At 44.9% G+C, this 20,782-nt stretch carries 26 protein-coding genes and 1 tRNA gene; 6 read left to right on the plus strand and 21 right to left on the minus strand.

The window, feature by feature from the left end:
- Nucleotides 1-19: 19 nt before the first annotated feature.
- Together AC6CIF_RS05920 and AC6CIF_RS05925 are read right to left on the minus strand one after the other, a co-directional pair.
- Nucleotides 20-583, minus strand: coding sequence for a YdhK family protein (locus AC6CIF_RS05920; RefSeq protein WP_498198495.1), 564 nt, complete (start codon nt 581-583; stop codon nt 20-22).
- 170 nt (nt 584-753) lie between these two features.
- Nucleotides 754-1,173: an organic hydroperoxide resistance protein gene (locus AC6CIF_RS05925; protein WP_017687397.1), complete on the minus strand. Its 420-nt coding sequence runs from the start codon at nt 1,171-1,173 to the stop codon at nt 754-756.
- A 220-nt stretch (nt 1,174-1,393) separates the two neighbouring features.
- Between AC6CIF_RS05925 and AC6CIF_RS05930 the strand changes: the two genes are divergently transcribed.
- On the plus strand, nt 1,394-2,605 hold the full coding sequence (locus AC6CIF_RS05930; protein WP_498198497.1) for a chromate transporter: 1,212 nt from the start codon (nt 1,394-1,396) through the stop codon (nt 2,603-2,605).
- Nucleotides 2,606-2,729: 124 nt separating this feature from the next.
- On the opposite strand, the gene AC6CIF_RS05935 is transcribed toward AC6CIF_RS05930, so the two are convergent.
- The 5 genes from AC6CIF_RS05935 to AC6CIF_RS05955 form a co-directional block, all read right to left on the minus strand.
- Complete coding sequence (locus AC6CIF_RS05935; RefSeq protein ID WP_047843708.1) at nt 2,730-3,416, minus strand: hypothetical protein; 687 nt, start codon at nt 3,414-3,416, stop codon at nt 2,730-2,732.
- A 2-nt stretch (nt 3,417-3,418) separates the two neighbouring features.
- On the minus strand, nt 3,419-4,417 hold the full coding sequence (locus AC6CIF_RS05940) for a hypothetical protein (protein ID WP_498198499.1): 999 nt from the start codon (nt 4,415-4,417) through the stop codon (nt 3,419-3,421).
- Between the two features lies 1 nt (nt 4,418).
- Complete coding sequence (locus AC6CIF_RS05945) at nt 4,419-4,676, minus strand: hypothetical protein (RefSeq protein ID WP_498198501.1); 258 nt, start codon at nt 4,674-4,676, stop codon at nt 4,419-4,421.
- A gap of 246 nt (nt 4,677-4,922) precedes the next feature.
- Complete coding sequence (locus tag AC6CIF_RS05950) at nt 4,923-7,133, minus strand: M1 family metallopeptidase (protein WP_498198503.1); 2,211 nt, start codon at nt 7,131-7,133, stop codon at nt 4,923-4,925.
- Nucleotides 7,134-7,320: 187 nt separating this feature from the next.
- Nucleotides 7,321-7,393, minus strand: a tRNA-Val gene (locus AC6CIF_RS05955).
- Between the two features lie 144 nt (nt 7,394-7,537).
- Between AC6CIF_RS05955 and AC6CIF_RS05960 the strand changes: the two genes are divergently transcribed.
- The 3 genes from AC6CIF_RS05960 to AC6CIF_RS05970 all read left to right on the plus strand — a co-directional run bounded on the left by AC6CIF_RS05960 (nt 7,538) and on the right by AC6CIF_RS05970 (nt 8,827).
- Nucleotides 7,538-7,795 (plus strand): hypothetical protein, encoded by a 258-nt coding sequence (locus AC6CIF_RS05960; protein ID WP_498198505.1) that lies wholly within the window; start codon nt 7,538-7,540, stop codon nt 7,793-7,795.
- Between the two features lie 238 nt (nt 7,796-8,033).
- Nucleotides 8,034-8,477, plus strand: coding sequence for a GNAT family N-acetyltransferase (locus AC6CIF_RS05965; RefSeq protein ID WP_036614958.1), 444 nt, complete (start codon nt 8,034-8,036; stop codon nt 8,475-8,477).
- Nucleotides 8,478-8,590: 113 nt separating this feature from the next.
- The gene (locus tag AC6CIF_RS05970; protein ID WP_076211448.1) at nt 8,591-8,827 is read left to right on the plus strand and encodes a DUF3892 domain-containing protein; all 237 of its coding nucleotides are present in this window, start codon (nt 8,591-8,593) and stop codon (nt 8,825-8,827) included.
- Nucleotides 8,828-8,902: 75 nt separating this feature from the next.
- Here AC6CIF_RS05970 and AC6CIF_RS05975 read toward each other — a convergent pair whose 3' ends face one another.
- The 4 genes from AC6CIF_RS05975 to AC6CIF_RS05990 all read right to left on the minus strand — a co-directional run bounded on the left by AC6CIF_RS05975 (nt 8,903) and on the right by AC6CIF_RS05990 (nt 10,270).
- Nucleotides 8,903-9,184 (minus strand): hypothetical protein, encoded by a 282-nt coding sequence (locus tag AC6CIF_RS05975; protein ID WP_498198506.1) that lies wholly within the window; start codon nt 9,182-9,184, stop codon nt 8,903-8,905.
- Nucleotides 9,168-9,389, minus strand: a complete 222-nt coding sequence (locus tag AC6CIF_RS05980) for a hypothetical protein (protein WP_076328059.1) — start codon at nt 9,387-9,389, stop codon at nt 9,168-9,170. The genes AC6CIF_RS05975 and AC6CIF_RS05980 overlap by 17 nt, the downstream gene beginning before the upstream one ends.
- A 195-nt stretch (nt 9,390-9,584) precedes the next feature.
- Nucleotides 9,585-9,905 (minus strand): DUF3889 domain-containing protein, encoded by a 321-nt coding sequence (locus tag AC6CIF_RS05985; RefSeq protein ID WP_036614744.1) that lies wholly within the window; start codon nt 9,903-9,905, stop codon nt 9,585-9,587.
- 56 nt (nt 9,906-9,961) lie between these two features.
- A complete protein-coding gene (locus AC6CIF_RS05990; protein WP_498198507.1) occupies nt 9,962-10,270 on the minus strand; it encodes a hypothetical protein in 309 nt (102 codons plus the stop codon).
- A gap of 261 nt (nt 10,271-10,531) precedes the next feature.
- Here AC6CIF_RS05990 and AC6CIF_RS05995 point away from each other — a divergent pair, with 261 nt between their 5' ends.
- A complete protein-coding gene (locus tag AC6CIF_RS05995) occupies nt 10,532-11,434 on the plus strand; it encodes a manganese catalase family protein (protein ID WP_036614750.1) in 903 nt (300 codons plus the stop codon).
- 223 nt (nt 11,435-11,657) lie between these two features.
- On the opposite strand, the gene AC6CIF_RS06000 is transcribed toward AC6CIF_RS05995, so the two are convergent.
- The 9 genes from AC6CIF_RS06000 to AC6CIF_RS06040 form a co-directional block, all read right to left on the minus strand.
- Nucleotides 11,658-11,951, minus strand: coding sequence for a DUF6809 family protein (locus AC6CIF_RS06000; protein ID WP_413407871.1), 294 nt, complete (start codon nt 11,949-11,951; stop codon nt 11,658-11,660).
- Between the two features lie 142 nt (nt 11,952-12,093).
- Complete coding sequence (locus tag AC6CIF_RS06005) at nt 12,094-12,273, minus strand: ribbon-helix-helix domain-containing protein (protein WP_017687382.1); 180 nt, start codon at nt 12,271-12,273, stop codon at nt 12,094-12,096.
- A gap of 191 nt (nt 12,274-12,464) precedes the next feature.
- Nucleotides 12,465-13,550, minus strand: coding sequence for a DUF3626 domain-containing protein (locus AC6CIF_RS06010; RefSeq protein ID WP_498198509.1), 1,086 nt, complete (start codon nt 13,548-13,550; stop codon nt 12,465-12,467).
- Between the two features lie 179 nt (nt 13,551-13,729).
- A complete protein-coding gene (locus AC6CIF_RS06015) occupies nt 13,730-14,311 on the minus strand; it encodes a DUF3221 domain-containing protein (RefSeq protein ID WP_498198510.1) in 582 nt (193 codons plus the stop codon).
- Between the two features lie 125 nt (nt 14,312-14,436).
- Nucleotides 14,437-14,766, minus strand: coding sequence for a hypothetical protein (locus tag AC6CIF_RS06020; protein WP_498198512.1), 330 nt, complete (start codon nt 14,764-14,766; stop codon nt 14,437-14,439).
- A 243-nt stretch (nt 14,767-15,009) separates the two neighbouring features.
- Entirely contained in the window at nt 15,010-16,725 is a 1,716-nt protein-coding gene (locus AC6CIF_RS06025) for an ABC transporter ATP-binding protein (RefSeq protein WP_498198513.1), read from the minus strand.
- A 44-nt stretch (nt 16,726-16,769) separates the two neighbouring features.
- Nucleotides 16,770-17,801 carry a FecCD family ABC transporter permease gene (locus AC6CIF_RS06030; RefSeq protein ID WP_237174416.1) on the minus strand — a complete coding sequence of 344 codons (1,032 nt, stop codon included), beginning with the start codon at nt 17,799-17,801 and terminating at the stop codon, nt 16,770-16,772.
- A gap of 2 nt (nt 17,802-17,803) precedes the next feature.
- Nucleotides 17,804-18,859: a FecCD family ABC transporter permease gene (locus tag AC6CIF_RS06035; RefSeq protein WP_036614761.1), complete on the minus strand. Its 1,056-nt coding sequence runs from the start codon at nt 18,857-18,859 to the stop codon at nt 17,804-17,806.
- 272 nt (nt 18,860-19,131) lie between these two features.
- On the minus strand, nt 19,132-19,869 hold the full coding sequence (locus AC6CIF_RS06040) for a glycerophosphodiester phosphodiesterase (RefSeq protein ID WP_498198515.1): 738 nt from the start codon (nt 19,867-19,869) through the stop codon (nt 19,132-19,134).
- Between the two features lie 231 nt (nt 19,870-20,100).
- Here AC6CIF_RS06040 and AC6CIF_RS06045 point away from each other — a divergent pair, with 231 nt between their 5' ends.
- On the plus strand, nt 20,101-20,367 hold the full coding sequence (locus AC6CIF_RS06045) for a hypothetical protein (RefSeq protein ID WP_498198517.1): 267 nt from the start codon (nt 20,101-20,103) through the stop codon (nt 20,365-20,367).
- A gap of 217 nt (nt 20,368-20,584) precedes the next feature.
- Here the strand turns inward: AC6CIF_RS06045 and AC6CIF_RS06050 are convergent, their stop codons facing one another.
- Nucleotides 20,585-20,713: a hypothetical protein gene (locus AC6CIF_RS06050; protein WP_255319930.1), complete on the minus strand. Its 129-nt coding sequence runs from the start codon at nt 20,711-20,713 to the stop codon at nt 20,585-20,587.
- Nucleotides 20,714-20,782 lie beyond the last annotated feature (69 nt).

Consider the following 20,782-nt stretch of genomic DNA (forward strand, 5'->3'; position numbering starts at 1 on the left):
TTTCATACAAATGGTTCTATTAGATAGCAGATAATTCTTCTTCTGTGACCCATTTGTGATTCTTTATCGAATCTCCCCCTGTTGTAGGGGTATAATCAACCATATATACCGTTGTCTGTTCAGCAGAATCAATTGTGGCCTTGGCGCCCTTCATTCCTTTCATGTGATCAGCGCTCAACACTACCTCAGAACCTGCCTCATACGCTTGATCCGTATGGTCCTCTATTTCCTCATGGATAACCCATTTATGATTTTGCACGGGATCTCCGCCTGTGGTTGGCGTATACGTAACTGCATATACCGTAGTCTCATATGCTCCAACGATCTTTGCTTTCGCCCCCTTCATGCCTGACATGTGGTCGGCACTCATCAGCGCCTGGCTTCCTATTGGGAAGGTAGGATTGTTTTTTTCGCGCAGTCCTTCTGGTAGCTCTCCCGACTCAGAATGGTGCATCTCACCTGCAGCAGCTGTATGACTGTCATCGTTACTTTCACTAGTCTGCCGAGTCTCCTTGCCACATCCACTCAAAACCAAACTGCTTGTAATCAATATAGTCGATATGGTCAATACGTACTTTTTCATGTTCTGCACTCCTTTAATTCTATTTATACCATTCATTATACCCCCTATAGGTATGTTACAATCATTAATATTGCTTTTTCCGGGCAAAGCACATCTTACAACGGAGCAAAATAAAACCAAAAAAACCTCCGATTTCTCGGAGGCTTCTTATCAATAACAAATAGTATCAGTTACGCCAGTTCCACGTTAACATTCACGTTCCCTTTAATTCCTTTGGAGTATGGGCAGTAGTCATGGGCAAGTTTTACAAACTTCTGTGCTGTCTCCTCATCCAGACCGAGAATCTTAACTTCCAAATCGACTTGAAGCTTCACGCCGTTGTCCTCAGAGTCCGTCACCAACATTACAGTAGCAGCTACGGTACTTCTTTCAATTTCAACTTTGTGTTTCTTCAATTGAAACTCCAGTGCGGAGTTAAAACAAGCACTATACCCTGCTGCAAACAACTGCTCCGGATTGGTAGCTGTTGTCACTTGTCCTCCGAGTTCAGGTGGTGCAGCAACATCCAACATAAACACGTTATCTGGGGATTGTACGATGCCTTGACGTCCGCCTGTATTGATGACTGTTGTTTCATATAATGTTTTCATTTGTGAAAACTCCTTTAGTTGATTAGATTTATTCTGACTAAATTTTGACTTCTCTTGTATCGCTAACAATTACATTGTACACAATTAAATTGTGTATGTAAATAGCTAATATAAAAAAAATAATATAGTTTAATGCTGCGTTTAAATGAATAGCGATGAGGAGGATTATAATGTAGTTATTGGATAACCTGCATCGAACCGTTAAGGAGGAATAACACGTTTGGAGAATAATTCATTTCTAACCCCGGACAAGCCCAAACATAAAGTCAGAGCACTTTCTGAAGTGTTGGCTATATCCACTAAACTTGGCCTGACTTCATTTGGAGGACCGATCGCTCATCTCGGTTACTTTCATGAAGAATATGTTCGCCGTAGAAAGTGGATGGATGAACGAAGCTATGCAGATTTAGTTGCGTTATGTCAATTTTTGCCCGGGCCCGCCAGCAGTCAAGTCGGAATTGGAATTGGCATCATCCGCAGCGGTTTGTTGGGAGGACTGATGGCTTGGCTTGGTTTCACACTTCCTTCTGTCATTGCGTTAGTTTTGTTCGCTTTCCTTCTGCAAGGATTTGATATCAGCAGTACTGGCTGGATTCATGGTCTTAAAATTGTTGCTGTAGCTATTGTCGCTCAAGCGATATTGGGCATGGGGCAAAAACTAACTCCTGACCGTTACAGGGCAACCATCGCTATCTTTACTGCAGCGGCTACTCTTATGTGGCAGACTTCGTTCACTCCAATCCTTTTTATTGTTATTGCAGGCATAATAGGCATGATTCATTATAGAAAAATGACAGGTATTAAGACAGTAGACTTGTCTATCCCGGTAAGTCGTAACTTGGCAATAGTCTGTTTGGCTCTATTCTTTGGAATCCTGATTCTTCTCCCGTTACTCACACCATTTGATCGTTCGGGATGGCTGTTATTCTTTGATAGCTTCTACCGTTCAGGCTCACTTGTATTTGGTGGAGGACATGTTGTACTTCCGTTACTGGAACGTGAATTCGTCCCTACAGGTCTGATGAACAAGTCCGACTTTTTGGCGGGATATGGAGCTGCACAAGCTGTACCCGGACCATTGTTTACCTTTGCCAGTTATTTAGGAGCGATGATGCGTGGGGTTCCCGGTGCCTTGGTTGCAACGATTGCTATCTTTTTGCCAGCGTTCCTTCTAATCGTAGGCGCATTGCCCTTCTGGAATTCTTTATGCAAGAGCTCAAAAATTCAAGGCGCATTAATCGGAATTAATGCAGCCGTTGTAGGTATTTTGTTAGCAGCGTTGTACGATCCGCTTTGGACAACTGCGATCCTAACTCCTGTTGATTTTGCACTGGTGTGTATCTTGTTTCTAATGCTCGTTTTTTGGAAAGTACCACCGTGGATCGTTGTCGTTGCTGGTGCAGCAGGCGGTACAATCATGAACCTTATCTAAATAAAAAAGGTACCTAAACACTGCACTTCTTTTTCAAAGCATCCGTGTTTAGGTACCAAATTACTGCACGTATGTCTTTCACCTATCCATACAGATAATCTATTTTTTCTCTTTGTCATTCCAATCAGTTACTCCAGATATCCACTTTCATCTGTGCACATTTGAAATACTTGGCCTCTGCCTTACTTGTAGTCAGTTTCAAAAGACACTGCAATTCTCCATGTTGGAACAACCCCCCGCTAAGGTCAGCAGCAACACCGCCATATTGATCATCCGCACCAAGCCATACGGACGGTCTCTCGAACCCCGCCGAGAACTGTAACCCGGTACAGAGCAGCACAGTGAGATTCTTACGGTTCTGTGCTTCATCTCCTGCTACGCCATGTGTGGTGAAGAACACCATGTTTTGATTAAAATCCGTGTACGTTCCATCTGCTTTATAGGCACGGACCATACCATACTTCTGATTTACATTTTGAAAAAAAGTGATTCCGGCCTTGCTATCCTTCGATTTAATGCCAACCTGAACTGAGATTCCAATGTTCCCGTTTAATTGTAGCGCTTCCAAAGTGATTGCAATTGCGGTTACTTTCGAGCTGTCAATCAGATGTTTCATTTTCAACTCTGCCGTGGCTCCTGCCGTTGTTGGTGTTGTAACGGTTATGGTCCCTCTGTCGGGCAAAGGCTCAAACGTAGGGGTGCCCACCACCTCCACCCAATCCGGTAACGTTCCGTATAGAAAATCGGCCACAAGCTGTTTGTGAACCTTTCCAAAGGGCACGATCTGACCCGCTGCATCACGTATAACCATCTCTACACCCCCACCGAATAGGCTACACCGATATTATGATCGGTATTGTAATACACGTACACTACACCGTCCATAACGGACACCATCAAGGATTGCATGTTGGTCGTTTCCCAATTCAATGCCGGAAAATATATATCTGTAGGTTTGTCCAGCAGTTGACGAAAGTCTGCGCTGATCTTGGCAATGGCAGGCCGAGCTACAGTCGTAACCCCACCGGAAGCATAAGCTGATAACATGCCCAGCCACCACATGCTCCCTTTGTACATAAATACACCAGCATTGGGTCTCGAAATATTTTCTCCTGCACTTAAAGTGGCATCATTACCACCCATTAATGGTCTTGGATCAGCTAACCAGCTACGTCCGTCATGTGAATGCCAGATACATTTACGACCAAAGTCACCACCACCCATCACCGAGAAACCGATCCATTTGCCGCCATTTCTGAAACACGAGAAGTAACCGGTATGACCATCACCTGGAAACCCGGGAGGTTTGTCCAAAATCAAACCCACTCTTGTCCAGTTGATCATGTCTACAGAGGTCGCAAGTGCCGTCGATTGATTGATCCCCAGACCGTTTTGTTGATAATACATAAAGAACAATTGTTCTTCATCGTTCCAGATCACAAATGGAGTTTCCGTCGAATTCCCAACCACGGTATCGAGATACACCTGTCCGTGTTTGGTCCATGGTCCTGTCGGGCTGTTGGAATAGGCTAGTCCAATTCCTCCGATGTGATGATGGTTGGTAGAATACGTAGCATAATAATCTGCTTTTGCATCAGGGATAAGCCCCTTTACCTTGATCGCCCGAAACCAATAGATCGATTGAAGGCCCGCCATTGCAGCGGTATACATAGGATTGTCCATTTTTTTATCAAATTGAGGCGTGTACATCCGTCTGGTTTCTGCATCGCAATAATCATAAGGTGAAGTGAAACTGTTGGCTGTGACATTAGCAGTCTGTTCTGTCTGGATATTTTTTTCAACCATTGACATGTTACACAACCTCCTTAACGTTCAGGGTGACAATGTCCAATGGAGAGAAGTATACTAATTCCCATGCGCCCTTTAGTAGATTAGAGAGATCAACAACATTACCCATATTCGCAGCCGGCCCCTGAATAACACGAATGATATAGCGAATGCCTGTATTATATGAATACGCTTTCATTTTGTTAATTCCTTTGCTTTCCTTACCGTTGTGATCAGTGACTGTCTCTTTCCATGGCATGCCAGGATAATGTTGATCCTTCATATTAATCCCTCCTATTGTTTTCTCACGATAAGTATATTCATGAAGTTACCTTTCTGTTAAAGCATCATGCCCATTTTAAGGCCTAATATTCCAAGACTGGTTTTCATATAAAACATAAACAGGCTAACCAATAACAATTGGCTAACCTGGTTAGAGGAAGAAACTGCAATATAGATGTTCTCTTAAACAATTATTTCGTGGTGTTACAAGGGATGCTTTCTTAACTTTTCTAAAACCAATGACTTATTACTCCGCAAAAAATGAAGATATGGGATTCGCAATTTTTTTATTGGATTTCTCCTTGCCTTGGTTATCCAATACATAGTACTGGTAAAAGTCGTTAGTGAATCCGATAGATTCCTCTATTTTCAGCTTAAAAGCTTCAAATGCCGCATCACTCAGATGATCCTCATTCCAGAAATAATGAAGCATCAATCGATTCTGGTTATAGGGATGTTTGATCACATATGCACCCGCGGCGAGAGGTTGATTCATGGTATTTTTCCAAGGAAAACCCGTCTGTTTCGTCCGGTCGATAATGTTGAACTTTAAAGCCTGCACCAATCCGTTTGACTTGGCATTGCCAATGACAATAAGGTTGCTGTTGCCGATCTCTTTTTTCATCTTTTGCTTCAATTCCTTGCGATCCCGTATAATGTCGTATCTCATACCGGTCATATCAAGGAATCCGGTCAACTGATTAACCATATCTTCCTGCTGTTTAGTTGCAAGCTTGCTCACCTGATCACTGAGCACAATGGTTAATTCCTCGCCTTGAAGGACTTTGTCCATCAATCGATTCATTACTTCATAAGGCAGATTAGGGATCATGCCCATGACAGCCTGATACTGTTGTTGTAAGATATCATGCACATATGCGGCGGTCTCTTCCTGTGATAATTGGTATTCCGGCTTTAAGACAAAATCAGGCTGATACAGGGCCATCTGCATTTCTGAACGTATTTCTTTACCAAGCACATCTTCAATGGTTTGAAGCAGCCCCTCTACCGTTGCATTTTGGTACACGTAGCGTTTAAAATATGTCCTCATCAACTCGTCAAATTTCTCTTCACCGACGGAACGGTAAAGCTGATAGATCGCTTGTCGCCCCTTCTGATAATATACCAAACTTGCCAAATCCCCAGCTTCATCGTTTGTTGACGCAATCGCCATATCTACGGGCGCAGTATCGAACTGAATGGATCTGAATCCATTTAGCTTGTCTCCCTGTTTCTCGGCAAAATACACCATGGAGAAATCGGCAAAGCCTTCATCCAGGAAGGATTCTGTCTCCGAATTATTACCGATCAATGCATGGAACCACTGATGCGCTATTTCATGAACAAATGTTGTGTCTTCTTCTGGAACAGCACCATTTTGAATCTGTCCCATCTGAATGAGCCTCGCATACTCCACGGCAACGCCTTGTACATACGTCTCGACAATTCGGAACTCTGGATAGGGATACTTGCCATATTTCTCACTATAGAAGTCAATGACCTTGAATGCCTGATTAATGTAGCGGTCAACTATCTTTTTCTTGGATGGATCATCGTTGTAATAATAGTATTCCACCGTCAGACCGTTACGGGTAGCGCGCTCCACTTGAAGATTAGGACTTGCAAAGAAAACAAACTCTCTCGTATTCTCGGCCACAGCAGACACAACTTTACGACCATGTTCTGTACTGTCTTGAGTGGTGATAGAGCCCGGCATGGCTATCTGATACTCATCAGGAACATTGAATTGAACTTCAAAGTCCGATGAGGTGTAATAATCGCTCTCAAATGTTCGACTATACGGTGCCTTGTTCCATTGATGCTTAACCTCGTCGTATACAGACATCACCGGGAACCAGTGCGCACCATTGATCATGTCCTTGTAGTAGGAAACTCGCTGTGAGCCATAGGGTATATTCAACTGAAACTCCAGTTGGAATGATACCGATTCGCCTGGTTGAACGGGATTCTTCAACTGCACGGTCAACGCTTGGTTTTCCTTATGGAAATCCAGCGATTGGCTATCTGCGGTTACAGCCTGAATATCGATGCCACCCAGAAAGTCCTCCGCTGTCTTCTCCGGATGATCTTCACTAATCTTCTCATTATGCTGTTGGTACATTCCCGCCTGTGTAGACTTGGAGAGGTTTGCATCAGCATATGTATGAAGGACCAGCTGCTGGAGTGCATCCTTGCTTGTGTTGCGATACGTTACCTTCTCGCTCCCCTGGATCGTCATGTCTTTCTCATTTAGTCGAGCCTGGATCTGGTATTGAATCGGGGTCTGCTCTAGAGAGTCTTTCGGTGTGTTATATATTTTCGTAGATACAGGTGCTGGGTCTGCTTCCGCGGCAACAACCCCCATGTTGGCAAGTGGGCTTGTTGCCAGTATTAAAGCCAGTGTACCCGCGATCCCTACTCTGGCTAACTTTGATGTAAATGGGTTTGAATAATTCATAAGTTCTCTCCTCTTTGTCGTTTCTGTTGATCTCAGAACCAAGTATAGAAGACGAACCTTACGATCAATTTATGTTTTATTTAAGTTTCGTTTAAAAAGAGAAAGAGAAAATGAAGCACTCGGAAACGCATTAATGTTTGTATGTGAAAAAAGAAAAGAAGCCTTACATCGTAAGACTTCTCGTGTATGATCTGTAGTGGGCTCGAACCACTGACCCCTACCCTGTCAAGATAGTGCTCTCCCAGCTGAGCTAACAGATCATGATATATAATTGTTTCTCAATCAAGTAACAGTATCATATCAAGTAACCGTGTTCATTGTCAATGATTTATTTGGTTATAATTCACCCGAAATGGTGCACAATAAAGGAAAGATTACCATTTCTACAACGAGGTGAATTCCCTATGAGAAACTTAACAAAACGGTCAAAATCCAATAAATATACATTTACCAAATGCTTCTTTCTCTTTGCTGGGCTTGTGATTCTCAGTACAACCGTTACTGGTTGCGGCTTGGAGAGGGATGAACATACGGTACAATTCCAACAATTACAACAGCCCAATGAAAATGATGAGTCTCTGCCCGTTTGGCTGGACGTGTACTCCAAATCTGTAATTCAAGATGTATATTCTCCGCGAGGAAGCAGTGAAGTCTTGCCGTGAAGGTTAACAGGTGAATCACTCGTCTTCATCCCACTTGCGTGAGTATGCTTTCTTCGTAACGTAATACAACAGAGTAATCATTCCCGCTGACATTAACAATGTAATTACCATGATGCCTGTCATGCCCATCACTACCCCCTCCTCTCCCAATATGTTCCAGACTTCACTATACAGGAAAAACATTTTTTTGTATAATTCAGTCTGATATGTCGCGCAAGAGCAGAAAGAAGGAATGGAATTGGCAGCTGAGATTAGTTATGTATCAACAGAAGAACAACTGGAGCAAGCCCTGGGAATTCGCCATCACGTTTTTGTGATCGAGCAACAGGTGCCTGCCGAGATTGAGATTGATCAATATGATGTCATCAGTCCAGATGTGCATCATGTATTGTTAAGTACAGATGGGCAAGCTGTAGCCACAGGACGTCTGATCTATTACAGCAAGGATACGGCCAAAATGCAGCGGATCGCGGTGCTTGAATCTCATCGTTCATTTGGTTATGGACGTGTGCTTTTGCTCGCGATGGAGGAGCTGGCACGTGAACTCGGCTTATCCTATTCTGTACTGGATGCGCAGTGTCAGGCACAGAAATTCTATGAAAAACTGGGTTATGAAGTGATTTCGGAAGAACCTTTTTATGATGCAGATATTCTGCATGTTCGTATGAGAAAGAGCTTGTAAAACCTCCGCGTTGGCAGGTCCTTATTAGCATATGGTGCATACTTCCGATGAATTGGGATAGGCTAATCAGGTAAGCAGATTCCTATCTCGTCATATAAGGAGAGTGTGACATCATGGATCAAACAACACGCGAGAGTTTCACAGCTGTACAGAAAAATGGCGACGGTGACCTGACAGCCTTTCAGACTTCGGCAGGACGTGTACTGGATTATCAGCAGGCACTTGCAGAAGTACAGGCTGGCGCTATTGCCGGTGTGAATGTATTTAAAGGCAAGGATGGCGAAATGTACATTCGTGGCGATGCCGACGGTGACCCAACCAACAACCTGGACCAACTTCCCCATTTCTAAAATAGATGCACATGTCGTACATGTGACACAATAAGCACCGATCCGGTTACCCGGGTTGGTGTTTTCTTATTATGATTAGTAGTCCGTAAAATATTTTACGGAATCACCGGAAGGTTGGCTTTTGCGAATCGGATGTTGTACCTGTTCCCATGCCTGCAAAATCTGTATCCCTTCGAGAGTAGACCGGTTCTCCCACGCGATGTGCCCGGTGCGTTCAAGCTCCAGCAATGACTCATGAATGATAGCTCTGCTTCGTCCCGTCTTGGTCTCCAGTTCATCCATACGCGGCAGCCTGCGCCGTTGTCCTGCATAGTTCACCATAATACGTAAAATCTTGCGTTCAAAGTCGTTCAGCATACTTTACCTCCCCATTAAGGTCCTTAACAGGACGCCATGCCAGAATACCTTGCTCCAGAAAGGTTCGGGGTGAGCCTTCTTTTCCCGCTGATGCTCTAATCATCCCGCCACGTACACTGTTAATTCGAATCTGTCGCTGCGTAATCTGCCCTGCACGATCCATGTAGACAAGCTCCACCATCTGGCCAATATATTTCCCTAGCATAATCATCCCTCCGATAAGAACGTTTGTTTGTATTTCATATTATATGCGAACATAAGTTCTTTATTCAATAGTAAAAAAAGGATTTTGTAAAATAAAAAAACCAGACTTTCACCTTAACGATCAAGGGAGTCTGGTTCCTCTAATAGTGCTGCTCATATAACTACGTGACTTGTAATGACCCAGTTCAGTAAAGGATCAGTGTCGATCCGATTCCGAAAATTGTACTTTCTTTAATTGCTGTGTAGATGGATTAAAATCAACATTCACATAAACTGCGAATTGTTTCCCGTCTTTCGCACGAACCCATAACTTGAACTGTTCCCGTGATTGATCTGCTGTTAGAGAGGTACGACCGATATGCTTATAGTCCAAAATATCCACATTATACTTGGTCTGTGTTTCTTTGACCGCAATAATTCCCCACTTCGCATAATCAGGGATGGCGGCGCCTGTGCCTGATGTAATTCCGGCTAAACTCAGGACTACCGACATGACGGTAACGATGAGCATTCTCATTTTACTCACTCCTTGGGACAATATGTTTCTGTTATATTGCCCGTCCGGGTTTCATTTTACACGAATAAACGAAAGATCCAGGCCAATGGCCGTAGGGAAAAAGGAACCACATGAACAAGTCGGTCAAACGAATCAGGAGGCTCCGTCCGGAAACTCATTCCCCAGTCACCCGAGAAAACGTGTTGTTGTGTCTTCGGCTCCTCAGGACGTTCCAATCCGTATTTCTTTTCAAGTAACTCCCGCGTTTCTTCATCCACCTGAACCTCATTCGTAACGACATATGCTGTGGCAGGCTCGCTGCTTATGTACATCTGAATCATTAGAAACATCACAATCCCAACTATTCGTATCCAACGCTTGTTCATCTCTTACTCCTTTATGGATTCATGACTCTCTTCTCTTGTACGTGAAGACTCGTTTGAATGTTTGATTATACATAAATTTGACCGTATTGGAAATAACAAATGGGAGAAGAGTTGGGGCATGCGTTATGCGATGCTTAAGTCCCATTTGGTTGATTTTTTGTTTAAAAAACCCAATAGACGTGTAATAGGCCATGACAGAGTGACTCCACGATCTGAAACCCTACACGATCTGCAATACCAATATGAGGAGGTTACACCCGAATGTTCAAACGCTTGGATGAAATCCTGATTGAGATTCCCAATGTCGAGAAGCCAGATCCGAATGCTGCGGCAGCTATACAAGAATTACTCGGCGGCAAATTCGGAGAAATGTCAACGTTGAACAACTACCTCTATCAATCGTTTAATTTTCGATCCAAAGAAAAGCTGAAGCCCTTCTATGACCTCGTCATGAGTATTACCGCCGAAGAATTGGGTCATGTTGAGCTCGTGTCTCATGGTATTAACAAGTGCCTCAGAGGTTCAACCGAGTACAAAGAACCCGACGATACACCACTAGGTTCCGTGAAAGATGCTCGTCTGTCGTATCACTACCTGGCAGGTGCACAAGGCGCAATGCCTTTCGACTCTATGGGTAATCCATGGACGGGAGCAAACGTCTTCAACAGTGGCAACCTGGTCGAGGATCTGCTGCATAACTTCTTCCTAGAATGTGGCGCTCGTACCCATAAAATGAAAGTATATGAGATGACGGATCACCCGGCAGCCCGGGAAGTGGTTGGTTTCCTGCTGGTACGTGGCGGCGTGCATGTTGTCGCATATGCAAAAGCACTTGAGATTGCAACTGGCGTAAATGTGACCAAGCTGGTTCCTATCCCTTCACTGAACAACAAAGCCTTCAACGAGGCTCGTAAATATGAAGAAAAAGGCGTACACACCAAGCTGTATACCTATAGTGATAAAGATTTCAACACAATCGGCCAGATCTGGAAAGGAACTCATCCCGAAGATGGACAACCCCTGGAAGTCATCCAAGGGATACCTGAAGGGTTCCCGATTCCGGAAGCTCCTGCGGTCGAGGAAGAATTCGCACCAGGTATATCGCAAGAAGACTTTAAGGAAATTGCGCGTCGTCTGAAAATGGCTGGGAATATTGCGGATTAAGAAACAATTTGTTTAACAGGTTCTTTCCCTATATATAGATTTTTTAACTCTATGTTTAAGTGAAGCCCTCGAACCCTGCTGCTGAATGCAGAGAGGATTTGAGGGCTTTGTTATACTCAATTTATGATACCATTTTATGGTGCAAAATAAGTATTTTGTATGCCGTCATTTTCTGAGAATTTAGCTGTAAAAGTAACCCTGATCTCTGCTCACATCGTTAAACTTAGTTAAACTCCAACACCGATTCCTCCCGCTGACTCATGACTTCAATCAGCATATTGGCACCCAGACGAAAACCTTGTGCAAACGCTGCTTCCGTATGCATGCCCTCACATCTGCCACACAAGTCAAATAACTGTTCAAGCTCAAGAAATTCTTCCTCGCTCAATCGATTCTTCCATTGCTCTGTCAGAGCTGCAATCTGCCGCCCTAACGCTTGGTATTCAGGATGTGTCGGCATCATCATCTCATCCGGTCGAAGTCGTCCATTATATAATGCTTCTAATATCGAATTCATGTGCATCCTCCTGTATATCAATTCGCACCTCACTTGAATGAACGTTCTGCACATGGTAGGATATTTATGCAGTCGCTCATTCAACAAGTGATTGCGGGATAGGAAGCAGCGTGTTCTTCGTGGGACTTGCGCTGCTTCCTTTTTATTTTTGGAGCTCGTCGTAAATCTTCTCAATCCCTTTGCGAACGATGTCTGATCGATTCGTATTCAGCTTCTCAGCCGAAATATCAAGCTTGTTCATAATTTCCTCATCGACACGTATCTCAATCGTTCTGCTTTTGGGTTTGTCAGATTTAGGCCGCCCCATCTTTTTGGCGGACATTTGCTTCACCTCTTTTTTTGTCCTGACAACAATATATTATTGCCAGGACAAAAAGTCAATGTATTTGTAAAACATACGTTCGTTTTTGTGACAGCAGATTTATAGATAAATGTATAGTCAGTAATCCGTTTGAATGATAAAAAACAAACAACCTTGAAAGGCTAGGCGCTCAAGGTTGTTAGAGTACTATTTCACTCTTCCATTGGCTTTCCATATCTCACTAAGACATGCCAGAGTAATTTTAACTCTTGTAGAACTTCAATGTAGGTTCCTCTATCGCTCCAATGGCTTGGGTTTCGTTTCAAGTCCGTAGCTGCATACCCAATCATATTTGCATCAATAAAATCACTTTTTGCAATTCTTTTGGCCAGTGAAGGCATCGAAGGACCTCGAAAATCCATTGGAACGTCATCAACTAATAGTGTAAAGCCCATGTGCCAGTGGAGATCAATGGAATACTTTAAACATATCTGCTCTAAGATTTGTCCTGTATGGGTGCCTTTAAATGATGGGTCGGCAACAAGCATCTTGACGTCTTCTTCAAGGGAAATATCACCATGAACCTGAGCTTCGATATAATGATCCAAATTTCGGTTTGGCTCTTGGTTTGATGGATTTTGGAATGGTTTCTCAAGATTGATGAGCATATGGTCAATCAACTTTTGAACTGTTAGATTTCTTTCACCAATGGCAAAATTACTATAAAATACGTCCCTCAAGAGAGCAGCCAAAACGAGGTCAAATTCCTCATACGTTCCCTTTTCCTCGGGGTCTTGGTGAGAATCCAAATATGTATACGTGCAACGATGAGAGACCTCAGTCGATAAAAGGAGATAACATGATCCAAAACGTGGAGCAGGTCCATCGGGATGTAACATAACATTGAGTGCCCCATACTTGGGCCGTTCGCTATTGGTTGAGCCATTTATTTGGTACGCTCCGCCAAACATTTTATTTTCCCAAACGTCACGTTCACCGCCTGAAAATGCGGATACACTTCCATTCGATAAGAAAGTCTCAAACTGACTTTTATAAACCCCCTGCTCAAGTAGTGCCTCAGCCACGCTTTTCATATTCGGATCTAATCGATCTGGGTGAAAGTGTAGCGCGATACTTGCATGAGATTTTAGTTTAGTGATAGCATCTTCAAATGTCTTCAGCTCGATGTTGGACATACGAATGATTTCCCTAATGGTTTGCTCCGCCTCATTTTTGCGGCTTCTTGCATAATTGGTGACATGCTCTTGAGCTAATTGCTGAGACCTTGATAATTCCATGGGCAGAAGAGTCCTTTCCCTTTTTATAAAATCATAATACATGATGGACAGCGAGGGAACTTACAGGCGTTTCAAAAATCATGATATTGTGCAATGAATCAATCCGTGTCACTTCTTTCAATTTGAATCATATTCATGTGCAACGCGCGTTCTTCCACCATCATAAAGCTATGAACCCCTTATTCTCCGCCTTGTGTCTTAACTTTCTCCTCATCCTTCACGGTCACATGAACTACTTGCCCTTCATTCGCTGTCATCGCATCTCGCATAAGAAGGGTCCATGTCCCTGAATCTGCATCAAACCGCTTGTCCTCAATGACTGGAACACGGATGTTCTCTGCATCAGGTGAAAGAAGTCCACTACGAATCGCATCCGCATCCGTCATATGCGCAACATCCGGTGCCACTGGACAAGATACCGCTATCTTTTCTGCTCTGGCCTGCCCAGGATAGGGTTGATTTTCCGGGCCTCCATCCGTCCAGACTTCAACATAGGAGCCGATCTGTGGATCAGGCGCATTGGAGAACCATTTTGCCGGATAATACCGACTTCCTCCTCCGTTCGCACTGAAATCCTCATATGCAGGATCAACCACAAGAATGGAATCGTCTTTACGATCAACCACATAACCAGTGAATCCATCTTCACTTGGTGCACTCGCTTGAGTCTGCACGGAGTTACACTCGATATGTCCTGAACATCCAGTAAGGCATACGATTAGGATTGAGAGCAATATGAGGACTCGACGAAGATTGGACATATGTAAATCCCCCTTTAATAACACCTCTTTCTAAAATTAACGTTCCATATCAGTTTATTGTTACAAATACAGCTGTCAGCTCACCCTTAACTTCCTGACGGGCTCAGCACGATCAACCCAAATATTCACTTCTTCATATCCCTTTTGTACACGTACCTTCCCCAGACCACCAACGCCGAACACAACAAGATCACACAATAAGCCCATACAAAAAACATGGCAAGCCCCAACCCGATGTTGGCATCCAGGCGCTTATCAAAGATCTCTGTGTATAGCGAAAAACCGAGTGGCACGGCGCCAACAATGAAAAGTCCAATGGACCATCCACCCCAGCGTTGGAAACCGGACCCCGCACGACTTCTGGAAATTTTGCGAATCCCTTGAGTCAGAAGCCACCAAATCAGAATAAATAATAGACAGGTTATAAGAATTTTCAGCATATCGCTCAACTGCATATCGTGTACCTCCTATATCTTGCAAGATGATGAACATATCTTACACGTTGAGTGTTCTCTTTACTATATTACCCGATTCCACATCCATGATCACAGGCAGATATGAGCACAGTACCCCTGACCCACAATTGATTATGAAAAAGAAAAAAACGCCACCGTCCTGACTCCTTCCAAGTCAAGAACGATGGCGTTACTTCTCATATTTACATTTCATTTTACATTGTTACATCCACATCGAACAGGTTACGCACCAAACTGCGCATAGTGCAGACGGCTATATACCCCACCTGCTGCGAGTAATTCTTCATGACGTCCCTGCTCCGTAATGCCTTGTTCAGCAACGACAATAATGCGGTCTGCATTCTTGATCGTAGCCAATCGGTGAGCAATAACCAGTGTGGTTCGGCCCTCTGACAGTTCAGCAAGGGATTGCTGAATCGCCGCTTCCGTTTCTGTATCCAGCGCGGATGTGGCTTCGTCCAGGATCAGAATTGGCGGGTTTTTCAGGAACATACGGGCAATAGATAAACGCTGTTTCTGTCCACCGGACAGCTTCACACCGCGTTCACCAATTAACGTATCCAATCCTTCCGGCATCGATTGAATCAAAGGTTCCATCTGGGCACGTCTAGCGGCCATCCAGATTTCTTCTTCGGATGCATCCAGCTTGCCGTAGGCAATGTTCTCCCGAATGCTTCCATCGAAGAGGAACACGTCCTGTTGTACAATTCCGATATGACTACGTAAGGAGTCCAGTGTCATACCCTGTATCTCCTGCCCATCGATCGTGATGCGACCTTCCAGCACATCATAGAACCGTGGCAGCAGACTGCATAGCGTTGTTTTACCTGCCCCCGATGGACCGACAAGCGCTACGGTTTCACCTGCACGCACGTTTAGATCAATACCTTTGAGCACAGGCTCCTGATCCGAATAACCAAACGTCACTTGCTCATAACGAATATCCCCACGCAAATGGGATACCGTAACGGCTCCTGGACGATCTTCCACATCCGGTTCCATATCAAGCAGCTCCGTATAACGTTTGAAGCCTGCAATCCCTTTTGGATACGTCTCGATAACCGAGTTGATCTTCTGAATTGGTGTCAGGAACACATTGGACAGCATAATAAACGCAATGAACTGACCGTAGGTCATACTGCCTTGAATGACAAACCATGTTCCGCATACCAGGACAAAGAGGGATACCAGCTTCATCAGCATATAACTGACAGAAGAGTTCCAAGCCATGATTTTGTATGCGATTAGCTTGGTCTGACGGAAACGACCGTTGTTCACAGCGAATTGTGCTTTTTCATGCTCTTCATTAGCAAAAGCCTGAACAACACGGATACCTGTAATATTGTTCTCTACACGAGCGTTGAAGTCCGCAATATCTCCAAACATTCGGCTGAATGCCTTGGACATTTTGCTACCAAAGTAGAGCGACAGATAGATAATCAGCGGTACGATGATAAAGGTTAACACCGCCAGATTTCCGTTAATACTCATCATGATGCTGAATGCACCAATTAGCGTCATGACCGCGATAAATACATCCTCTGGACCATGATGGGCAATCTCACCGATATCCATCAGATCGTTAGTCATGCGGGACACGAGATGTCCTGTTTTTGTATTATCAAAGAAACGGAACGACAACTTCTGCACATGATTAAACAGACTTTTACGCATATCCGTCTCGATGTTAATGCCCAACTTGTGTCCCCAATAGGTAACCACGAAGTTCAGGAATGAATTCAATAAGTAGATGCCGAGCAATGCCAGACACGCCCATAGAATCCAGTCCCAGCGTCCGCCTGGCAGCAGATCATCGACTACCCGGTTGACCGCCAGTGGAAAAGCCAGCTCCAGCAGGGCGACTAAAATCGCACAACTGAAGTCAAGAATAAAGAGCTTTTTGTAAGGCCTGTAATAGGCAAAGAAACGGCGAAGCATGGACTGAAGTCCTCCTTATGCAACCACACAATGATGATTACGTTCTATTTCGTCTTGCTTAAGAGATACAGGAAGTATGGCGCACCAATAATGGCAACCAGGATCCCCGCAGGAATCTCCGAAGGCTGCAGGATGACACGGCCCAGCGTATCTGCAACCAGTACAAGCAATGAACCGATCAGTGCAGATGCGGGTAACAGGAATTGATGTTTTGGACCCACCAGACGACGTGCCAAATGCGGTCCGATCAGACCTACAAAACCGATCCCCCCACTCACAGATACACATGAGCCGGCAAGTCCTACAGCAGCCGCAAGCAAAATCAGTCGCTCACGCTCAACCGGAGTCCCGAGTCCGCTTGCCGTCTGGTCCCCCAGATTCAGTACGTTCAATACACGTGCCTTATACAGAACAAGCGGGACAAGAATAATAAGAAACGGTAGCAATGCCGTTACAAATTTCCAGTTCGAACCCCAGATGCTGCCTGCCATCCAGGTAGCTACAAATTGATACTTTTCCGGACTAAGCCGTAACGTAAGCACGATCATGGCAGAACTGATTCCCGCTGCTACCCCGATCCCCGTAAGCAACATACGCGTAGGCAGGATGCCCTCTCCTTTTTTGTAAGAGAGAATGTAGATCAGAAATGCAGCAAAACCGGAACCGATCAGGGCCAGAATTGGCAAAAGAAATACCGGAGCCGCTGTCGTGGTCGGGAAAAAGGAAACAAATAACATGACGACCAGACCAGCACCTGCATTAATCCCGAGGATCCCCGGATCTGCCAGCGCATTCCGAGATACTCCCTGCAAAATACAACCAGATAACGCAAGTCCGGCCCCGACCAGCACCGAAATCACAATACGTGGCAGACGGAATTCAAACAGGATCAATTCCTGTTTCGCCGTGCCTCCGCCAAACAGGGTTCGCAACACCTCAAGCGGCGAAAGCTTGGTAAAACCTGTGTTCATACTCACCACAAAAGCCGTAATAATTAATAGGGCAAGCACAATGAGGACAATCGTACTCTTGGTTCTCTTCTTGCGCTCTGCTCCAACTATTGTTGAGGATTCCATCGTTACAGAGTCCTCCTTTCTTTACGTGCCAGATACAGGAAGAATGGTACCCCGATGAGGGCAACCAATGCGCCAATTGGCGTCTCGTACGGCGGGTTAATCATACGTGCAGCCAGATCCGCAAATACAAGCAGCAAACTGCCCATCACAGCGGAACATGGAATAATCCAGCGATAATCGACCCCAACCAGCTTCCGTGTGAGATGGGGAATAATGAGTCCAACAAAACCGACCGCACCCACCACAGACACAGCCGTACCCGCGAGAATCAGCACAACAATCAGGCCGATGAGCTTGATCAACCCCGTACGTTGCCCCAAGCCCACCGCAATATCTTCTCCGAGACTAAGCAGAGTAATGGAACGGGAGATGAGAAGACCTGCGATCAGTGCCGCGAGTACCCATGGGAACATGACCTCAAGTTGAGACCACTTCGTTCCGGCTACACCACCGGCCGTCCAGAAAGCCAGATCTTGTCCAATTCTGAAATATAATGCAATCCCTTCACTGAGTGCCGACAACATCGCTGATACAGCAGCACCTGCAAGCACAAGGCGTAGTGGTGTAAGACCTGATTTGGAAGCTGCACCAAAACCATACACCAACAGGACACCAAGCCCTGCTCCAAGGAAGGAATACATGATGATATACATAAATGGCAAGCCAGGGAAGAAGGCAAAACAAACTGCCAGTGCAAATCCAGCTCCCGCATTTAACCCAAGCAGACCTGAATCGGCCAGCGGGTTACGAGTCATGCCCTGCATGATCGCTCCAGCTACAGCGAAACATGCACCTACCATTGCTCCTCCAAGAATACGTGGCAACCGAATCTCCCATATGATCTGATGTGGAGTCAATTCAGGATTGAAATCAAAGATAGCCTTCCAGACTACACTAAGCTTAATATCAGCAGCCCCAAAAGAAATGGACAAAGCCATACCCAGAGCGAGTAGCAAAACTCCCCCTGTAAGAATAAGTGTGGCTGCCCACGGACGAGTGTGTATCTTCGCTGTGGGTGAATCCGGATTATGTTTTTCTGGTGAAGCTTGTGAACTCATACGCGCCCACCCTCGTTATGAGTGGAGCTGCTCAAACCTATGTACATAACAATCACCTCTCTATAAATACCGAACTTTAATGATATTGATTCTCATTCCCATAGACCATTGTAAGTGAATCCACGGACTCTGGCAATGGACAAATAGGACATGTTTATTGCATATATGAAGATTTGCACACAATTTTACACCCAAAAAGGCTGCGCAAGAGCCAAAAAGCTCGAACACAGCCTTATCATTGCATATGTAAAACATGTAAAATACAGACTCATTTAACGGGCATATACCGTAAGTAAGGATGCCAGGACATCCGGAACATCGGTAATGATCCCTTGCACACCCATGTCAATCATGGCCTGCATCTCGGCAGGATCATTCACCGTAAATGGATAGGTAACAACGCCATGTGCCAATGCAGCAGCAACATCTTCTTGTGTGACTGCCAGCTTGTAGGGATGAAGGCCGGTAGCTTCGAGTTTGGCGGCATAATCATAGGGACGATATAACTTTTCCATATATAGAAGTGCTGTACGAATCTCCGGGGCAAGACGTTTACATCTCACAAGCGAAGCATGATTGAAGCTCGACAGCACAACCTGTTGCTCCAGATTCCAGTCCCGGATCGCTTGTATGACCTTCTCTTCCATCCCCTTATAACTCACAATACCATTTTTCAATTCCAGATTAAGCAGGGTTCCTTTCCCCTGTACCAGCTTAAATAACTCCTCCAGAGAAGGAATACGTTCGCCGGCAAAATCAGCATGGAACCAGGACCCGGCATCCCGTGTGCGCAATTCATCGTAAGTCGTATCCTTAACCCAGCCATCTGCGCCACCAGTTCGGCTTAACGTCTCATCATGAATCAGTACCAGTCTGCCATCACTCGTCATCTGCACGTCGGTTTCAATCCCTGTTGCTCCAAGCTCCAGACTCCGTTCAAAAGCACTCATCGTGTTCTCCGGGCATACGGCAGATGCACCGCGGTGGGCAATAATCTCCACGTTCCTCATTCCAGCGCCTCCTGTATTCAAGCTTCACTCTATGATCCTCACTATAAACACGGTTTGTTAGAACTGTATTAACAGAGCGTATAATGGGTTGCCTGTTTCGCTAATACTAGCGACCGGGCCCAACATCTAACGGGCTGGGGATTCACTCATTTTTGCGAACTCAATCTGAAAATCGACATAACATAGTATGAACGATGGAAGCACTGCACTCCGTTATAAGGAGGTTGACTATTGAACTCCTCAAAGAAAAAATCGACACCTATGCGCCCTCGCACATCCCAATTACAGTCGGCTTCCAGGCATTCCAGAGCATCTGTCCATATCAAAAACAAATCCGGCAAGACGGCTAATCAGCGTTCCTTTAACTCCAGTTCACCCAACACACTGGATCAGCTGGCTATTGTTGCAGCAATACTCTCCTTAATTGCAGCCGCCATCGGGCTATATATCGCCTGGAAATCGTTAGGTAATCCGGATCAAACTGCTGTTGTGGTGTAAACTGCTTGTTGTGCAGCTATTGGCTCAGGAGGCTCTCTCCTGCTTCTGACCTTATTCAGGGGCAGGTTTTTGCTTTTTCAATCACTCAACGTATGCTGGAAACGTCAAAAAACCGTTCCCCTGAAACGCCGGCATATACCGACGTCTCTTTGGAAAGGTCATTTTTATTCGGGCGCTGCCTCTGCAGCGTGATCCCCGTCCCGGGATACTGACCGAATTACAGAATGAATGTGCGAGAGATAATAACCAACAGAATGAACAATACCAGAATTGCACCTGTCGATGTCCATGCTCCACCACCGAAGCCTCCGCAATATCCGTAACCTGTACCTTTGAGTTCGCTCATCAGTGACACTCCCCTCTTCATCGAAGTACACTATAGACTATGTCCGATAGCGCAACTTGCTTGGGCAGA

This window comes from Paenibacillus sp. GQ49 (assembly GCF_059759055.1).

Excerpts from the sequence above, each read along its gene's own strand:
- AC6CIF_RS05920 (WP_498198495.1), bottom strand. The coding sequence starts at position 583 with ATGAAAAAGTACGTATTGACCATATCGACTATATTGATTACAAGCAGT.
- AC6CIF_RS05925 (WP_017687397.1), bottom strand. The coding sequence starts at position 1,173 with ATGAAAACATTATATGAAACAACAGTCATCAATACAGGCGGACGTCAA.
- AC6CIF_RS05935 (WP_047843708.1), bottom strand. The coding sequence starts at position 3,416 with ATGGTTATACGTGATGCAGCGGGTCAGATCGTGCCCTTTGGAAAGGTT.
- AC6CIF_RS05940 (WP_498198499.1), bottom strand. The coding sequence starts at position 4,417 with ATGTCAATGGTTGAAAAAAATATCCAGACAGAACAGACTGCTAATGTC.
- AC6CIF_RS05945 (WP_498198501.1), bottom strand. The coding sequence starts at position 4,676 with ATGAAGGATCAACATTATCCTGGCATGCCATGGAAAGAGACAGTCACT.
- AC6CIF_RS05950 (WP_498198503.1), bottom strand. The coding sequence starts at position 7,133 with ATGAATTATTCAAACCCATTTACATCAAAGTTAGCCAGAGTAGGGATC.
- AC6CIF_RS05960 (WP_498198505.1), top strand. The coding sequence starts at position 7,538 with ATGAGAAACTTAACAAAACGGTCAAAATCCAATAAATATACATTTACC.
- AC6CIF_RS05970 (WP_076211448.1), top strand. The coding sequence starts at position 8,591 with ATGGATCAAACAACACGCGAGAGTTTCACAGCTGTACAGAAAAATGGC.
- AC6CIF_RS05975 (WP_498198506.1), bottom strand. The coding sequence starts at position 9,184 with ATGCTGAACGACTTTGAACGCAAGATTTTACGTATTATGGTGAACTAT.
- AC6CIF_RS05980 (WP_076328059.1), bottom strand. The coding sequence starts at position 9,389 with ATGCTAGGGAAATATATTGGCCAGATGGTGGAGCTTGTCTACATGGAT.
- AC6CIF_RS05985 (WP_036614744.1), bottom strand. The coding sequence starts at position 9,905 with ATGAGAATGCTCATCGTTACCGTCATGTCGGTAGTCCTGAGTTTAGCC.
- AC6CIF_RS05990 (WP_498198507.1), bottom strand. The coding sequence starts at position 10,270 with ATGAACAAGCGTTGGATACGAATAGTTGGGATTGTGATGTTTCTAATG.
- AC6CIF_RS05995 (WP_036614750.1), top strand. The coding sequence starts at position 10,532 with ATGTTCAAACGCTTGGATGAAATCCTGATTGAGATTCCCAATGTCGAG.
- AC6CIF_RS06000 (WP_413407871.1), bottom strand. The coding sequence starts at position 11,951 with ATGAATTCGATATTAGAAGCATTATATAATGGACGACTTCGACCGGAT.
- AC6CIF_RS06005 (WP_017687382.1), bottom strand. The coding sequence starts at position 12,273 with ATGTCCGCCAAAAAGATGGGGCGGCCTAAATCTGACAAACCCAAAAGC.
- AC6CIF_RS06010 (WP_498198509.1), bottom strand. The coding sequence starts at position 13,550 with ATGGAATTATCAAGGTCTCAGCAATTAGCTCAAGAGCATGTCACCAAT.
- AC6CIF_RS06015 (WP_498198510.1), bottom strand. The coding sequence starts at position 14,311 with ATGTCCAATCTTCGTCGAGTCCTCATATTGCTCTCAATCCTAATCGTA.
- AC6CIF_RS06020 (WP_498198512.1), bottom strand. The coding sequence starts at position 14,766 with ATGCAGTTGAGCGATATGCTGAAAATTCTTATAACCTGTCTATTATTT.
- AC6CIF_RS06025 (WP_498198513.1), bottom strand. The coding sequence starts at position 16,725 with ATGCTTCGCCGTTTCTTTGCCTATTACAGGCCTTACAAAAAGCTCTTT.
- AC6CIF_RS06030 (WP_237174416.1), bottom strand. The coding sequence starts at position 17,801 with ATGGAATCCTCAACAATAGTTGGAGCAGAGCGCAAGAAGAGAACCAAG.
- AC6CIF_RS06035 (WP_036614761.1), bottom strand. The coding sequence starts at position 18,859 with ATGAGTTCACAAGCTTCACCAGAAAAACATAATCCGGATTCACCCACA.
- AC6CIF_RS06040 (WP_498198515.1), bottom strand. The coding sequence starts at position 19,869 with ATGAGGAACGTGGAGATTATTGCCCACCGCGGTGCATCTGCCGTATGC.
- AC6CIF_RS06050 (WP_255319930.1), bottom strand. The coding sequence starts at position 20,713 with ATGAGCGAACTCAAAGGTACAGGTTACGGATATTGCGGAGGCTTCGGT.